The organism is Pantoea phyllosphaerae (assembly GCF_051025595.1).
GTDB lineage: Bacteria > Pseudomonadota > Gammaproteobacteria > Enterobacterales > Enterobacteriaceae > Pantoea.
Genome location: NZ_JBPFDE010000019.1, coordinates 31,619 through 45,768 on the forward strand (window position 1 = coordinate 31,619; position 14,150 = coordinate 45,768).

Sequence of the window (14,150 nt, forward strand, 5' to 3'; positions counted from 1 at the left end):
TCCCTGGCGTGGGACGCTTTGCTCTTCGAGCCTTGCCACCCGCGCCTAAACTAACGTGCGGCCTGCCGCCCTTACCCCGCCTGCCGAATACGCGCGATCAGCGCCTCGGCGTCCTCGATGTGATCCGCCGCCAGAATCAGCGTCCGCCCCAGCGTAATGCAGCTGCGAATACACTCGGTGCGCATCGCCTCATCCTTAATCAGCTTCATATCCGCCACGTGGGACATGCCGACGGTGCGGCGAATCAGCTCGGTGCCGCAGTAGCCAATGGTATCGGCCCACACCTTGCGCAGAAACGCCTGCGCATAGCCCGGATAAGCCAGCGCCACGTCCGCTGTTTTCTCCTGCGCCAGCGCCAGAAAGCGCGCGGCGAAACTGTTCCACACCTCGCGCACGTCGTTAAGACGCAGCTCGCGCCCTTCCGCCGCCTCGCGCGGGGCCAGCAGCCCCGGCAGGCCGCAGTAGTTGATCAGCAGATTGCCCAGCGCCGTGCCGACGTCAAAGCCGATCGGGCCAAAATAGCCGAACTCTGCGTCGATCGCCTTCAGGCTGTTGTCGGCAACGAAAATCGAGCCGCTGTGAATATCGCCGTGCAGCAGCGCTTCGGCATGGGCGAAAAAGCGATGCTTCAAGCCGGCAACGGCGATGCGTAACGCCTCATCGTCGCGCAGGCTGGCGACCAGCGGCTCCAGCGCCAGCGGGTAGCTGTTGCGCTCGTGATCGGTGTAGGGATCGTTGAAGAAAAGATCTTCGGTAATCTCGCACATCTCTGGATTGATAAAGCGCGCCACTGCGGCTTTTTTCTGATGAGGATGCAGCACGAAATCGGAGGTGTGAAACAGCGTCTGCGCCAGATATTCGCCCAGCTGCGCCGCCGCCTGCGGGTAGAAAGCGCCCTTCACCAGCTCGCTGCGCCAGATGCGGTGGCTGGAGAGATCCTCCATCACCATCACCGCCAGCGTCTCGTCATAGTGCGTCACCCTCACGGTGTGCTGGGGGCAATGTTTATAGTGCTCGATCAGGGTTTGCGCTTCCAGCCGCGCGCGGTCCAGCGTCAGCGGCCAGGATTCGCCGACGCAGCGCACGTAAGGCAGCGCCTGTTTAACGATAACCCGGCTGTTGCCCTGACGGTCGAAAATTTTGAAGACCAGGTTAAGGTTGCCATCGCCAATCTCTTCCGCCTCGACCAGCGAAGCGGGATCGTTTACGCCGCCAAACTGCCGGGCATACTCAACGGCATCCGCCGCGGTGAAGGTACGGTATTGCGACATTGCCTTTCCTCTTATACCAAACTGAAACGAAATCCCGCCAGGGCAGCATAATAAGCCGTTCAGACGTCTATACATCCGTTCCGCATGTTGGCACAATACGCGATAACAACGCAACAGGGATTTCACAGACAATGCAAACACTCCGCACCACCAGCTTACAGGTTCGTGACAGTCAGCTCTGGATCCTCGATCAGCAGGCGCTGCCGCAGCAAAAAAACTGGCTGCCAGCGCACGACGTGGCGCAGCTGGTCGACCATATTCACGCCCTGCGCGTGCGCGGCGCGCCGCTGATCGGCCTCTCCGCCTCGCTGCTGCTGGCGCTGCTGGCTGAGGCGGGCGTAAGCCGCGACGCGCTGGCGCAGGCGCTGGAGGTGCTGCGCGCCGCGCGTCCTACGGCAGTCAACCTGATGAATAATCTCGATCGCATGAAGCTGGCGCTGGCGCAGCCAGATTTTGCCGCCGCACTGAGCCAGGAAGCGCTGCGCCTGGTCGAGGAGGATCGCCAGCTATGCGACAACATCGCCGAGGCGGGCAGCGCGCTGGTGAAGCCAAACAGCCGCCTGCTGACGCACTGTAACACCGGCGGGCTGGCAACGGCGGGCGTCGGCACGGCGCTGGGTGTGATTGCCCGCGCGCATCAGCAGGGCAAGGTAGCGAACGTCTGGGTGGGTGAAACGCGCCCGCTGCTGCAGGGTGGGCGCCTTACCGCCTGGGAGCTGGGCGAGCTGGCGATCCCTTTTCAGCTGATCACCGATTCAATGGCGGCCAGCCTGATGGCGAGCGCCCAGGTCGACGCCGTCTGGGTCGGCGCGGACCGCATCGCGGCCAACGGCGACGTGGCGAACAAAATCGGCACCTACAGCCTGGCGGTGCTGGCGCAGTACCATCAAATCCCCTTCTACGTTGCCGCACCGCATACCACGCTGGATCGCCAGTGCGTCAGCGGCCGCGACATTCCTATCGAGCAGCGCGCCGCCAGCGAAGTGACCGGCGCGGCGGGCAGCTTCGGCAGCGTGCAGTGGGCGCCGGAAGCGGCAAACGTCTTTAACCCGGCGTTCGACGTGACGCCTGCGGCGCTGATTAGCGGCTGGGTGCTGGACACCGGCGTGGTGACGCCGGAGGCGGTTGCGACGGGGATTTTTCAGCCCTGACCGGGCGCGCTGAGCGCGCCCGGCTGGCCTGATTAAGGCAGGCGCGGATAGGCGTCGGCGATGGCGTCGCCGGTAAAGTGCGCCACCCAGCCTTCCTGATTATCGAAAATGCGGATAGCGGTGAAGTTGGGCGAGGAGCCCATATCGAACCAGTGCGGCGTGCCCGCCGGTACTGAGATCAAATCGTTCTTTTCACACAGAATCTGGTAGACCTGCCCATCGAGATGCAGGCAAAAAAGGCCCGCGCCCTCGACGAAGAAGCGCACCTCATCTTCGCCGTGGGTGTGCTCAGAGAGAAACTTCTGACGCAGCGTCTCTTTTTGCGGGTTGTCGGCGCGCATGCTGATCACATCCCAGCTCTGATAGCCTTTCTCCGCCACCAGCCGATCGATAGCGTGCTGATAGGCTTCAATGACGTCGGCGGGTTGGGGGTTATCGCCTAAATCGCGATCCGCCGCCCAGCGCTCGAAGCGCACATTCTTTGCATTCAGCCGTTCGCGGATCATCTCCGCATCGGTACTGTGCCACACCGGCAGCGTGGCTTCGGTATCGGTAAAAATGGTCAATGCGCTCATGCTAAAACGACTCCCGAAAAGGTGTTCACCTGATGATGGCGGCTTTCGCTGTCTGCGGGGCCGCGAATTAACTGCACGGTATTCCATCCGGCTTCCGCTGCCGCATCCAGCTCCTGACGAATGTCGGAGAGGAACAGCAGCTGCTCAGCGGGCAGGCCGGTTTGTTCAGCGATAGTGCGGTAGGAGGCGACCTCTCGCTTGGCGCCAACGCGCGTGTCGAAATAGCCGCTAAACAGATCGGTAATATCGCCTTCATCACTGTAGCCAAATAACAGTTTTTGCGCCGCAACCGAGCCGGAAGAATAGACGTAGAGCGCAAGGCCCTGCTCCCGCCAGGCGCGCAGCGTCGGCACCACATCGGGATAGAGATGGCCGGTAAAACTGCCGTTCACATAGCCGTCGCGCCAGATCATCCCCTGCAGCGCTTTTAGCCCGGTGGATTTGCGATCCTCATCCATAAAGCCCAGCAGGATAGCGGTGAGCGCCTCAAGGTCGGCTTCCGGCTGGCCCGCTTCGGCGCGCACCGCGTCGAGCGCGGCGCTGACGTCAGGTTGCGCATGCTGCGCACGGATAAAGGCGGCGAGATGTTCATGCGCGTAAGGAAAGAGCACATCATGCACGAAGCGAATATCGCTGGTGGTGCCTTCTATATCAGTAACAATGGCGCGGATCATGGAGCCTCCAGCAGGCGACGTTGGCGTTCACATTCAAATAAAAACTCCAGACCTTCCAGATGACGACGCGCTTCATTCACGTCCTGGCCCCAGCAGGTTAAGCCGTGGCCGCGCAGCAGAAAGCCGTAGCGCAGCGGGTGATTGCGGGCGTGCGCCTCAATGCGCCGCGCCAGCGCGTCGATATCCTGATCGTTATCAAACAGCGGGATCGCTACGCATGCAAGGTGCGTGTTCTGCCCTGCCAGCGATTTCTGCATCTCATAGCCTTCGAGACGCAGCTCAGCGCCTTTTTCGACGCGCGACAGCACTGTCGCGTTCACCGTATGGGTATGCAGCACGGCGCCCGCCTCAGGGAAGAGCCGGTAGATCAGGGTATGCAATCCGGTTTCCGCTGACGGCCTGCGCCCGGACGGTGCGCGGCTGGTGGCGATCTCCACCTGGATAAAGTCGTCGCGCGTCAGGCTGCCTTTATCCTTGCCCGACTCGCTGAGCAGGCAGAAGCGGGCATCTTCGCGCACTGACATATTGCCGCCGGTGGCGGGCGCCCAGCCTTTGGCGCCAATCCAGTGGCAGGCGGCCACCAGCTGGTCGAGCGGAGAGAGTTCAGACATAGCGTATCAGGCATCCTGTAAGGTAGGTTTTAGACGTCTAAGCGTCTCGATTGCCAAATACTAACATCCTGTTTATAGTGGCTTCAACACAGGGTTACTCCGCAATGACATTCGCGCTTAAGGCCATTAACCATGACGCAGCCCAACCTGACGCCGGAGAGTAAACTTCCTGCTCTCGGCACCACCATCTTTACCCAGATGAGCGCGCTGGCGCAGCAGCATAACGCCATCAACCTTTCGCAGGGCTTCCCCGACTTTGACGGCCCGCGCTATCTGCAGGCGCGCCTGGCGCATCACGTCCGCGAGGGCGCCAACCAGTATGCGCCGATGACCGGCGCGCTGCCGCTGCGTGAGGCGATCGCCGAGAAAACCGCTGAGCTGTATGGCTACCGCCCCGACGTCAACAGCGATATCACCGTGACCGCCGGCGCGACCGAAGCGCTCTATGCGGCGATCACCGCGCTGGTGCGCCCGGGCGACGAGGTGATCTGCTTTGACCCAAGCTACGACAGCTATGCGCCCGCCGTCGAACTGTCGGGCGGCGTGCTAAAACGCATCGCGCTGCAGCCGCCGGGCTTTCGCGTCGACTGGACGGCGTTCGCCGCGCGGCTTTCCAGCAAAACCCGCCTGGTGATCCTCAATACGCCGCACAATCCTTCCGCTACCGTCTGGCGTAAAGCGGATTTTGCGGCGCTCTGGCAGGCGATCGCCGATCGGGAAATTTACGTGCTGAGCGACGAAGTTTACGAGCATATCTGCTTCGACGAGGCGGGCCACGCCAGCGTGCTGGCGCATCCGCAGCTGCGCGAGCGCGCCATCGCCGTCTCCTCTTTCGGCAAGACCTTTCATATGACCGGCTGGAAGGTCGGCTACAGCGTCGCGCCCGCCGCCATCAGCGCGGAGATCCGCAAGGTGCATCAGTATCTGACCTTCGCGGTGAATACGCCCGCCCAGCTGGCGATCGCCGATATGCTGCGCCACGAACCCGCCCACTACCGCGAGCTGTCCGCGTTTTACCGCGCGCGCCGCGACCGTCTGGCGCAGGCACTGGAGAAGAGCCGCTTTAGGGTGCTGCCGTGCGAAGGCACCTATTTTCTGCTGGCGGACTACAGTGCCATCTCCGATCTCGACGACGTCAGCTTCTGCCAGTGGCTCACCAAAGAGGTGGGCGTGGCGGCGATTCCGCTGTCGGTGTTCTGCGCCGACCCGTTCCCGCACAGGCTGATCCGCCTCTGCTTCGCCAAACAGGAAGCGACGCTTGACGCCGCCGCGGAGCGCTTATGTCAGATTTAAACATTACCGTTTTGCAGGAAACCCTGCACTGGATGGATGGCGAAGCAAACCTGCGCCATTTCGACGCCGTGCTTGAGGGGGTGACGGGCCGCGATCTGATTCTGCTGCCCGAGATGTTCACCACCGGCTTCGCGATGGAGGCGGCGCAGCGTTCGCTGCCGCAGGCGCAGGTGGTCGACTGGCTGCGCAAACACGCCGCGGCGAGCGACGCGCTGGTGGGGGGCAGCGCGGCGATTCAGACGGAAAAAGGCGCGGTAAATCGCTTTCTGCTGGTGGAGCCAGACGGCACGCTGCACCAGTACGACAAGCGTCATCTGTTCCGCATGGCGGACGAGCATCACCACTATCTGCCGGGCGAGACGCGCGCGGTGCTGGAATGGCGCGGCTGGCGCATTCTGCCGCAGATCTGTTACGACCTGCGCTTTCCGGTCTTCTCCCGCAACCGCGACGACTACGACCTGGCGCTCTATGTGGCAAACTGGCCGGCGCCGCGCGCCCTGCACTGGCAGGCGCTGCTGCTGGCGCGCGCCATCGAGAATCAGGCCTACGTCGCAGGCTGCAACCGCGTCGGCAGCGACGGCAACCAGCATCACTACAGCGGCGACAGCCGGATTATTTCGCCGCAGGGCGAGATCCTCAGCGAAGCGGAGCCGTTTGCCCAGGCGCGGCTTGACGCCACGCTGTCGCGGGAGGCGCTGACCGCCTATCGCGAGCGCTTTCCGGCCTGGCGCGACGCCGATAGCTTTACGCTGTCGTAGCGCGCCTGCGGTCGCATCAACGCGAGCCAAAAAAAAGCCGCAGCGGTTACGCTGCGGCTTTCTCGTTTTTACGCGTCGCGCGATCAGATATCGAAGCGGTCCAGGTTCATTACCTTAGTCCAGGCCGCCACGAAGTCGGTCACGAATTTCTGGTGCGCATCGCTGCTGGCGTAGACTTCCGCCAGCGCGCGCAGGATGGCGTTTGAGCCAAAGACCAGATCGGCGCGGGTCGCATGATATTTCACTTCCCCACTCTGACGGTCGCGCCCTTCGAACAGCTCCTCGCTCTCATCGGTAGCGCGCCATGCGGTGCGCATATCCAGCAGATTAACGAAGAAATCGGTGCTCAGCACGCCAGGGCGATCGGTAAAGAGACCACGATCGCTGCCGTCGAAGTTGGTGCCCAGCACGCGCAGGCCGCCCAGCAGCACCGTCAGCTCCGGCGCGCTCAGCGTGAGCTGCTGCGCTTTATCCAGCAGCAGCGTTTCGGTCGACGACCCACCCTGCACGCGGCGATAGTTGCGGAAACCGTCGGCCAGCGGCTGCAGAAGATCGAAGGATTCGACATCGGTCTGGTCCTGACGCGCATCGACGCGGCCCGGCGTAAAGGGCACCTGCACCGCCACGCCCGCCGCCGCCGCGGCCATTTCGATGCCGACGTTGCCCGCCAGCACAATGACGTCCGCCAGCGACGCTTTGCCCGACGCCTGCTGAATCTGCTGCAATACCGGCAGCACGTCGCGGATCACGCTGGCGTTAACCGCCCACTGGTTCTGCGGCGCCAGCGCCAGACGTGCGCCGTTCGCCCCGCCGCGCTTGTCGCCGCCGCGGAAGGTCGAGGCGGATGCCCAGGCCGCGGAAACCAGCTGGCTCACGCTCAGCCCAGAGGCCGCGATCTTCGCTTTCAGCTCGCTGATGTCGCTGGCGTCCGGCTGATGGATCGCCGCCGGCAGCGGATCCTGCCACAGCAGATCTTCCTTCGGCACTTCCGGCCCCAGGTAGCGCGCTTTCGGCCCCATATCGCGGTGGGTCAGCTTGAACCAGGCGCGGGCGAAGGCTTCGTTAAACGCCTGCGGATCGTTGAGGAAGCGACGGGAGATCTTTTCAAACTCGGGATCGAAGCGCAGCGTCAGGTCAGTGACCAGCATGGTCGGCTTGCGCTTTTTCTCCGGATCGAAGGGATCGGGAATAATTGCGTCGGCGTTGCTGGCTTCAAACTGGATGGCCCCCGCCGGGCTCTTCGTCTGCACCCACTCATATTTGAACAGGTTCTCGAAGAAGTAGTTGCTCCACTGGGTTGGGGTTTGCGTCCAGACCACTTCCAGACCGGAGGTGATGGCGTCTGCGCCCGCGCCGCTGCCGTAGCTGCTGCGCCAGCCGAAGCCCTGGGCTTCAATCGGCGAGGCTTCCGGGTCAACGTCGAGGTGGCTGGCGGCGCCCGCGCCGTGGGTTTTGCCCAGCGTATGGCCGCCGGCGATCAGCGCCACGATCTCTTCATCGTTCATGCCCATATTGCCGAAGGTGGCGCGAATGGCTGGCGCGGCCGAGGCCGGGTTGCCGCTCGCTTCCGGGCCTTCCGGGTTAACGTAGATCAGGCCCATTTCCGTCGCGCCGAGCGGCGCACTGGCGAGGCTTTCCGGATGGCGGTGCGCCAGCCACTCGGTTTCGTGGCCCCAGTCCACATCCATATCCGGCTCCCACACGTCTTCGCGTCCGGCGCCGAAGCCGAAAGTACGGAAGCCCGCGTTCTCCAGCGAAACGTTGCCCGCCAGGATATAGAGGTCGGCCCAGGAAATTTTCTGCCCATATTTCTGTTTCACCGGCCACAGCAGGCGACGCGCTTTGTCCAGGCTGACGTTGTCCGGCCAGGAGTTGAGCGGCGCGAAACGCTGCTGCCCGCGCCCGGAGCCACCGCGACCGTCGATGGTGCGATAGGTGCCCGCGCTGTGCCACGCCATACGGATAAACAGGCCGATATAGCTGCCCCAGTCGGCTGGCCACCAGGATTGCGAATCGGTGAGCAGCGCGCGGATATCCGCTTTCAGCGCCGAATAGTCGAGCTTGCTGAATTCGTCGCGGTAGTTGAAGTCGTCGCTAAGAGGGTTGGAACGGCTGGAGTGCTGGTTCAGCAGGTCGACGCGCAGCATGTTGGGCCACCAGTCGCGGTTGGTGGTGCCGCTGCCGGCGCCGCGCGCCAGCACGCTCTTCTCTTCAGAGGCGCCATGGTTAAACGGGCATTTACCGGCGTCGGCGCCGCTCTCATTCTGGTTTTTTTCTTGCGATGCGCCATGAGGAAAAGGGCATTTACCTGCGGCGTTATTATTATCTTCGGACATGCTCATTATCATCGGCTCCGTTGGCTTTTGGTTACTCGGCTACGATAGCGTTACGCTTGCGTAAACACCATTTGGCTAAGCCGACGGTTTCGATAGCCGCAGGCTTTCAAAATCAGCTTCCACGATAGGTAGACCACGACCAGGGCGAAATTAAAAAAGGCAGATGGAAATGGCTTCCCGCCTCGGGGATAACGAAGTCGATCTGCGCGGAGACATAGAGCGCATCGCGTCCGTCTGCTGCAAAATAGTCGCCAATCTCGGCGGTCAGGCGATAGTGGCCCGGCGTTAGCGGCTCCGGCGTTAAGTCACCGATGCGGCCGTCGCTGTCCGTCTCGCCGTCGGCAACCGGCAGCCAGCCCTCAGGGCTGTTCTGCTCAAGGGAGATAGCGACGCCGACCGCCGGTTTGCCCAGCGCGGTGTCGAGAATATGGGTGGTGATGGTGCTCATATCAGGCTCTCCTTCAGACGCAACAGGGTGATCTCCCGTAGCTGTTCCAGCGCTTCGCGCGCTTCGGTGAGGTCGTCATTCGTCAGGCGGCGCTGAAGCTGCGCCAGCATCTCTTCACCGCTGCGTCCTTTGGCGCGGATTAAAAAGAGGCGGCCAAAGCGCGCTTCATAGGCCTGATTACCCGCCTGCATCGCCCGCTTTAGCGCTGCATCGGCATCGCTCATCGCGGCCTGCTCCTGCCGCGACAGCGCCGCCTCTTTGTCCACGCCGCCGGCGCGTTCACCGATGCGCGGATGGGCGGCCAGCGCCTGCTCAAGATCGTCGCGGTTCCACGTCTGCGCCAGCCGCTCCGCCTCTGCCAGCAAGGCTGCGACAGAGGAGAATGGCCGCGCGGCCGCCAGCGCCTGCCGCCAGCGCGGGATCGCCACGCAGTGGGCGAGCGCGGCCTGTGCCGCCGCGTCCGGCAGCGCGTTGAAGGTGGCAAGATTCATGGCGCGCCCCGCTGCGCCAGCTGGCACACCGCCTGCAGGTAAGCGCGCACCGCCAGCGCCACGTCCTCGCTTATGACCGCTTCCGCCGGATGGTGGCTGATGCCACGTTCGTTACGCACAAACAGCATACCGACCGGCCAGCGCTCGGCGATGGCGATAGCGTCATGGCCCGCGCCGCTCGGCAGCGACAGCGTGCGGCCCTGCACCGTCTCGACGGCGCTGCTCAGCGCCTGCTGCAGCGCGCTGTCGCAGGCGGTGGCGCTGATGCGGTAATACTCCTCCGCCTCAAAGCGTAGCCCACGTCGCAGCGCGATCGCTTCGGCCTGCGTCAGCAGGCTCGACAGCAGCCGCTCCAGCGGCAGATCCTGCGGGCCGCGCACGTCGAGCGACAGCGTGACCTCGCCGGGAATGACGTTGACCGCGCCGGGCGCGCAGCTCAGGGTGCCAACCGTCGCTACCAGCTGCGGATCCTGCTCGCGCGTGGTCGCCTCGATAAACACCATCCACTCTGCCGCCGCCGCCAGCGCATCTTTGCGGTGGACCATCGGCACCGTGCCCGCGTGGCCCGCCTCGCCGGTAAAGCGGCAGCGAAGGCGGCGAGCGCCGTTGATGGCGGTGACCACGCCCAGCGCCAGTCCCTCCTGCTCCAGGCAGGGGCCCTGTTCAATATGCAGTTCGAGATAGGCGACAATATCCTGCAGATCGCGAGCGGCGCGCGGAATCGCCTCGGCGTCCAGCCCCACGTCCGCCATTGCCTGGGCGACGGTTATACCGTTGCCGTCTGGATGGGTGGGCCAGCTATCCGGCCAGCTTCCCGTGATGCCCCGGCTGCCGAGCAGCGTAATGCCGAAGCGCGTGCCTTCTTCGTCGCCGAAGCCGACGATCTCAATCGCCAGCGGCAGGCGCTGCCGCTGCTGGTGCAGCCACTGCACGGTCTCAATCGCGGTCAGCACGCCGAGCATGCCGTCGTAGCGGCCAGCGTTGCGCACCGTATCGAGATGGGAGCCGAGCAGCAGCGCGGGCGCGCCGTCGCTCGCCCCTTCGTAGCGGCCGCAGATATTGCCAACCTCATCCTGCCAGACGCGCATGCCCGCCTGCGCCATCCACTCGCCGACCTGCGCGTTGGCGCGCAGATGCTCTGGCGAGAGGTAGACGCGCGTCAGCTGATCGGGCGATTCGCTAATTGCCGCCAGCGCGTCGCAGCGCGCCATAACGCGTTCGGCGGCCAGCTGCGCCTCAGCGGCGTTCATCATCATGCGCAGCTCCCGTAGTGGTCCCACGCCGCCTGCATCGCCGCGCCCTGGGTCGCGCGGAAGCCGACGTGCGTCAGCACCGCCTCCAGCGCCGCCAGCGTGGTCATCACGCAATCTTTGCGCGCGTTGAAGCCCATGGTGCCGATGCGCCATACCTTGCCGTGCAGTGGGCCGAACGAGGTACCGATTTCGATGCCGAAATCCTCCAGCATCAGCTGACGCACCTGGTCGCCGTTAACGCCCTGCGGAATCACCACGCCGAGCACGTTGTTCATCTTGTGCTGCAAATCGCCGAAGGTTTCCAGTCCCATGCCCTGAATGCCTTTCAGCAGCGCGTCGCCGTGCAGCTTGTGGCGCGCAATGCCTTTGTCCAGCCCTTCCTGCAGGATCAGCCGCGCGCACTCGCGCGCGCCGAACAGCGCGGTGGTCGCTTCGGTATGGTGGTTAAGACGCTCTGGCCCCCAGTAATCCATGATCATGCCGAGATCGAAATAGTTTGAGTAGATCATCTCTTCATCGCCGTCCTGGTGCGCGGCGGTGCGGATCCCCTCTTCGATGCATTTGCGGCGGCGGATCGCCTCCTCCATCTGCGCGCTCAAGGTGATCGGCGAGGTGCCGGAGGGGCCGCCGAGGCATTTCTGCATCCCGGCCGAGACCGCATCCAGCCCCCAGGCGTCGGTTTCCAGCGCGTTGCCGCCGAGCGACGCGGTGGCGTCGGTATAGAAGAGCACGCCGTATTTTTTGCAGATGGCGCCCAGCTCCGCCAGCGGCTGCAGCATGGTGGTCGAGGTGTCGCCCTGCACCGTCAGCAGCAGGCGCGGCCTGACGCGTTTAATCGCATCTTCCACCTGGTCCGGCGTAAACACCTCGCCCCAGGGCACCTCAATGGTGTGCACCTCGGCGCGGCAGCGGCGGGCGATCTCGCACAGCAGATGGCCAAAGCGGCCAAAGACCGGCACCAGCACCCGATCGCCCGGGCGGATCGCTGACAGCAGGATCGCCTCGATCCCGGCGCGCGAGGTGCCGTCGATCAGCAGCGTCCAGCGGTTTTCAGTGCGGAAGACGCCGCGATAGAGCTCCATCACCTCATTCATATAGTGGGTCATCGCCGGATCGTACTGGCCGATCAGCTGGGTCGACATGGCGCGCAGCACGCGCGGATCGGCGTTGATCGGGCCGGGGCCCATCAGCAGGCGCTGCGGCGGATTGATTTGCGGATAGCGGTTTTCCATGTTGATTTCCTTACTAAATTAGAGTCGCACCGAGGAGATGAACTGCTTCAGCTCCGGCGTCTGCGGCGCGGCGAACAGGGTTTTGCTGCTGCCCTGCTCCCAGACGCGCCCCTGGTGCATAAAGACCACGCGATCGCCGACGTCGCGGGCGAAGTTCATTTCATGGGTGACCAGGATCAGCGTCATGCCTTCGGCGGCGAGCTGCTCCAGCACTTTCAGCACCTCGCCCACCAGCTCGGGATCGAGCGCCGAGGTGATCTCATCGCACAGCAGTACCTTCGGGTTCATCGCCAGCGCGCGGGCGATGGCGACGCGCTGCTGCTGCCCGCCGGAGAGGTTGGCCGGCGAGTAGTTGAGGCGCTCGCCAAGACCGACTTTCTCCAGCATCCGGGTGGCCAGCGCGCGGCACTCTGCCTCACTCTTTTTCAGCACGCGGCGCGGCGCCAGCATGACGTTTTCCAGCGCGGTCATATGCGGAAAGAGGTTGAAGTTCTGAAACACCATGCCGACCGAGCGGCTGATGTCGCGCGCCTGAGCATCGCGGTCGGTAATGGTCATGCCGCCCAGCTTGATGCTCCCTTCCTGATAGCCTTCCAGGCCGTTCATGCAGCGCAGCAGCGTGCTTTTGCCTGAGCCGCTGCGGCCGATAATGGAGATCACTTCGCCCATCTCAATATCGAGATCGACGCCTTTCAGCACGTGGTTATCGCCGTAGTATTTCTGCACCTGATTAATGGTGATGAGCGGCATGGAATTTTTTCTCCAGATACTGGCTGTAGCGCGACAGCGGATAACACATCAGGAAGTAGCCCAGCGCGACCAGGCCAAACACCTTAAAAGGCTGATAAGTCACGTTGTTCAAAATGGTCCCGGCTTTGGTGAGTTCGATAAAGCCGATAATTGAGGCGAGCGCGGTGCCCTTAATCACCTGCACGGCGAAGCCGACCGTCGGCGCGATGGCGATGCGGATCGCCTGCGGCGCGATCACCCGGCACAGCGTCTGGCCGAAGCCGAGGCCGAGACAGCGCGACGCCTCCCACTGCCCTTTCGGCAGCGCGCGAATGCTGCCGAACCAGATATCGAGCAGAAAGGCGCTGGTATAGAAGGTGAGCGCGAGCGAGGCCGCCGTCCAGGGCGCGACGTCGATGCCGAACAGCCCGACGCCGAAGAAGGCGAGGAAAAGCTGCATCAGCAGCGGCGTGCCCTGGAACAGCTCGGTGTAGCAGCGGATCAGCCGCGTCAGCCACTTACGCTGCAGCAGGCGCAAAAAGAGCAGCGGCAGCGTCACCAGCGTGCCGCCGACAAAGGCGGTCAGCGACAGCAGCAGGGTCCAGCGCGCCGCCAGCAGCAGATTGCGCAGAATGTCCCAGTCGGTAAAGGTCGTCATCATGCCTGCACTCCTAACCATTTACGCCCCAGCGCCAGCAGCACCTGGCGCATGGCGATCGACAGCAGCAGATAGATCAGCGTGGTCACCAGGTAGACCTCGAAGCTTAAAAAGGTGCGTGACTGGATCAGGTTGGCGGCGAAGGTCAGCTCTTCATAAGAGACCTGCGACACCACCGATGAGCCGAGCATCACGATAATGCACTGGCTGACCAGCGCCGGATAGATACGCTGCAGCGACGGCGGCAGCACCACGCGCAGAAAGGTTTGCGGGCGCGTCAGGCCCAGCACGCGCCCCGCTTCCCACTGCCCTTTCGGCGTCACCTGAATGCCGGCGCGAATAATTTCGGTGCTGTAGGCGCCAAGGTTGATCAGCATCGCCAGCAGCGCCGCCTCGCCCGCCGTCAGCTTGAGCCCCAGATTGGGCAGGCCGAACACGATAAAAAAGAGCTGCACCACAAACGGCGTGTTGCGGATAATCTCAACGTAAAGGCCCCAGAGACGGCTGGCCCAGCCCGCTTTGCCGCTGCGCAGCGCCGCGCCGAGGATGCCCAGCCCGACGCCGCCGACGGTGGCCATCACCGTCAGCTGAATGGTGACCCACACCCCGGCGAGCAGCTCCGGCCAGTAGGGCAGGAGCGCAGGGAAATTAAGTTGCCCGAGCATAGCGC

General features: G+C 63.5%; 15 protein-coding genes. 3 read left to right on the forward strand and 12 right to left on the reverse strand.

Annotation, left to right across the window (positions count from 1 at the left end):
- Window positions 1-71: 71 nt before the first annotated feature.
- On the reverse strand, window positions 72-1,271 hold the full coding sequence (gene mtnK, locus ACR6A7_RS19275) for an S-methyl-5-thioribose kinase (protein ID WP_434126887.1): 1,200 nt from the start codon (window positions 1,269-1,271) through the stop codon (window positions 72-74).
- A gap of 131 nt (window positions 1,272-1,402) precedes the next feature.
- Between mtnK and mtnA the strand changes: the two genes are divergently transcribed.
- Window positions 1,403-2,422, forward strand: coding sequence for an S-methyl-5-thioribose-1-phosphate isomerase (gene mtnA, locus ACR6A7_RS19280; protein WP_434126888.1), 1,020 nt, complete (start codon window positions 1,403-1,405; stop codon window positions 2,420-2,422).
- Between the two features lie 32 nt (window positions 2,423-2,454).
- Here the strand turns inward: mtnA and ACR6A7_RS19285 are convergent, their stop codons facing one another.
- The 3 genes from ACR6A7_RS19285 to ACR6A7_RS19295 are packed head-to-tail and all read right to left on the reverse strand — an operon-like array spanning window position 2,455 to window position 4,282.
- Window positions 2,455-2,997, reverse strand: a complete 543-nt coding sequence (locus ACR6A7_RS19285) for a 1,2-dihydroxy-3-keto-5-methylthiopentene dioxygenase (protein ID WP_048781551.1) — start codon at window positions 2,995-2,997, stop codon at window positions 2,455-2,457.
- A complete protein-coding gene (mtnC, locus tag ACR6A7_RS19290) occupies window positions 2,994-3,671 on the reverse strand; it encodes an acireductone synthase (protein WP_434126889.1) in 678 nt (225 codons plus the stop codon). The genes ACR6A7_RS19285 and mtnC overlap by 4 nt, the downstream gene beginning before the upstream one ends.
- Window positions 3,668-4,282, reverse strand: a complete 615-nt coding sequence (locus tag ACR6A7_RS19295; protein ID WP_434126890.1) for a methylthioribulose 1-phosphate dehydratase — start codon at window positions 4,280-4,282, stop codon at window positions 3,668-3,670. Before ACR6A7_RS19295 ends, mtnC begins: the two co-directional genes overlap by 4 nt.
- A gap of 132 nt (window positions 4,283-4,414) precedes the next feature.
- Here ACR6A7_RS19295 and ACR6A7_RS19300 point away from each other — a divergent pair, with 132 nt between their 5' ends.
- Both ACR6A7_RS19300 and ACR6A7_RS19305 read left to right on the forward strand, forming a co-directional pair.
- On the forward strand, window positions 4,415-5,575 hold the full coding sequence (locus ACR6A7_RS19300; protein WP_434126891.1) for a pyridoxal phosphate-dependent aminotransferase: 1,161 nt from the start codon (window positions 4,415-4,417) through the stop codon (window positions 5,573-5,575).
- Window positions 5,563-6,333 (forward strand): amidohydrolase, encoded by a 771-nt coding sequence (locus tag ACR6A7_RS19305; RefSeq protein WP_434126892.1) that lies wholly within the window; start codon window positions 5,563-5,565, stop codon window positions 6,331-6,333. Before ACR6A7_RS19300 ends, ACR6A7_RS19305 begins: the two co-directional genes overlap by 13 nt.
- Window positions 6,334-6,416: 83 nt before the next feature.
- Here the strand turns inward: ACR6A7_RS19305 and katG are convergent, their stop codons facing one another.
- The 8 genes from katG to ACR6A7_RS19345 all read right to left on the reverse strand — a co-directional run bounded on the left by katG (window position 6,417) and on the right by ACR6A7_RS19345 (window position 14,145).
- Entirely contained in the window at window positions 6,417-8,675 is a 2,259-nt protein-coding gene (gene katG / locus ACR6A7_RS19310; protein WP_434126893.1) for a catalase/peroxidase HPI, read from the reverse strand.
- A gap of 106 nt (window positions 8,676-8,781) precedes the next feature.
- Window positions 8,782-9,117 carry a hydroxyisourate hydrolase gene (gene uraH, locus ACR6A7_RS19315; protein ID WP_434126894.1) on the reverse strand — a complete coding sequence of 112 codons (336 nt, stop codon included), beginning with the start codon at window positions 9,115-9,117 and terminating at the stop codon, window positions 8,782-8,784.
- Complete coding sequence (gene uraD / locus ACR6A7_RS19320; RefSeq protein ID WP_434126895.1) at window positions 9,114-9,608, reverse strand: 2-oxo-4-hydroxy-4-carboxy-5-ureidoimidazoline decarboxylase; 495 nt, start codon at window positions 9,606-9,608, stop codon at window positions 9,114-9,116. Before uraD ends, uraH begins: the two co-directional genes overlap by 4 nt.
- Window positions 9,605-10,864 (reverse strand): allantoate amidohydrolase, encoded by a 1,260-nt coding sequence (gene hpxK / locus ACR6A7_RS19325; protein WP_434126896.1) that lies wholly within the window; start codon window positions 10,862-10,864, stop codon window positions 9,605-9,607. Before hpxK ends, uraD begins: the two co-directional genes overlap by 4 nt.
- Window positions 10,861-12,093, reverse strand: a complete 1,233-nt coding sequence (locus tag ACR6A7_RS19330; RefSeq protein WP_434126897.1) for a pyridoxal-phosphate-dependent aminotransferase family protein — start codon at window positions 12,091-12,093, stop codon at window positions 10,861-10,863. The genes hpxK and ACR6A7_RS19330 overlap by 4 nt, the downstream gene beginning before the upstream one ends.
- A gap of 18 nt (window positions 12,094-12,111) precedes the next feature.
- A complete protein-coding gene (locus ACR6A7_RS19335) occupies window positions 12,112-12,843 on the reverse strand; it encodes an amino acid ABC transporter ATP-binding protein (protein WP_434126898.1) in 732 nt (243 codons plus the stop codon).
- A complete protein-coding gene (locus ACR6A7_RS19340) occupies window positions 12,824-13,480 on the reverse strand; it encodes an amino acid ABC transporter permease (RefSeq protein ID WP_434126916.1) in 657 nt (218 codons plus the stop codon). Before ACR6A7_RS19340 ends, ACR6A7_RS19335 begins: the two co-directional genes overlap by 20 nt.
- Complete coding sequence (locus ACR6A7_RS19345; protein WP_434126899.1) at window positions 13,480-14,145, reverse strand: amino acid ABC transporter permease; 666 nt, start codon at window positions 14,143-14,145, stop codon at window positions 13,480-13,482. Before ACR6A7_RS19345 ends, ACR6A7_RS19340 begins: the two co-directional genes overlap by 1 nt.
- Between the last annotated feature and the right edge of the window lie 5 nt (window positions 14,146-14,150).

What these genes read in the sequence shown, in the direction of transcription:
- ACR6A7_RS19285 (WP_048781551.1), bottom strand. Translation starts at nt 2,997, where the DNA reads ATGAGCGCATTGACCATTTTTACCGATACCGAAGCCACGCTGCCGGTG.
- ACR6A7_RS19330 (WP_434126897.1), bottom strand. Translation starts at nt 12,093, where the DNA reads ATGGAAAACCGCTATCCGCAAATCAATCCGCCGCAGCGCCTGCTGATG.
- katG (WP_434126893.1), bottom strand. Translation starts at nt 8,675, where the DNA reads ATGAGCATGTCCGAAGATAATAATAACGCCGCAGGTAAATGCCCTTTT.
- ACR6A7_RS19305 (WP_434126892.1), top strand. Translation starts at nt 5,563, where the DNA reads ATGTCAGATTTAAACATTACCGTTTTGCAGGAAACCCTGCACTGGATG.
- ACR6A7_RS19300 (WP_434126891.1), top strand. Translation starts at nt 4,415, where the DNA reads ATGACGCAGCCCAACCTGACGCCGGAGAGTAAACTTCCTGCTCTCGGC.
- mtnK (WP_434126887.1), bottom strand. Translation starts at nt 1,271, where the DNA reads ATGTCGCAATACCGTACCTTCACCGCGGCGGATGCCGTTGAGTATGCC.
- ACR6A7_RS19340 (WP_434126916.1), bottom strand. Translation starts at nt 13,480, where the DNA reads ATGACGACCTTTACCGACTGGGACATTCTGCGCAATCTGCTGCTGGCG.
- uraH (WP_434126894.1), bottom strand. Translation starts at nt 9,117, where the DNA reads ATGAGCACCATCACCACCCATATTCTCGACACCGCGCTGGGCAAACCG.
- uraD (WP_434126895.1), bottom strand. Translation starts at nt 9,608, where the DNA reads ATGAATCTTGCCACCTTCAACGCGCTGCCGGACGCGGCGGCACAGGCC.
- ACR6A7_RS19335 (WP_434126898.1), bottom strand. Translation starts at nt 12,843, where the DNA reads ATGCCGCTCATCACCATTAATCAGGTGCAGAAATACTACGGCGATAAC.
- ACR6A7_RS19345 (WP_434126899.1), bottom strand. Translation starts at nt 14,145, where the DNA reads ATGCTCGGGCAACTTAATTTCCCTGCGCTCCTGCCCTACTGGCCGGAG.
- ACR6A7_RS19295 (WP_434126890.1), bottom strand. Translation starts at nt 4,282, where the DNA reads ATGTCTGAACTCTCTCCGCTCGACCAGCTGGTGGCCGCCTGCCACTGG.
- mtnC (WP_434126889.1), bottom strand. Translation starts at nt 3,671, where the DNA reads ATGATCCGCGCCATTGTTACTGATATAGAAGGCACCACCAGCGATATT.
- hpxK (WP_434126896.1), bottom strand. Translation starts at nt 10,864, where the DNA reads ATGATGATGAACGCCGCTGAGGCGCAGCTGGCCGCCGAACGCGTTATG.
- mtnA (WP_434126888.1), top strand. Translation starts at nt 1,403, where the DNA reads ATGCAAACACTCCGCACCACCAGCTTACAGGTTCGTGACAGTCAGCTC.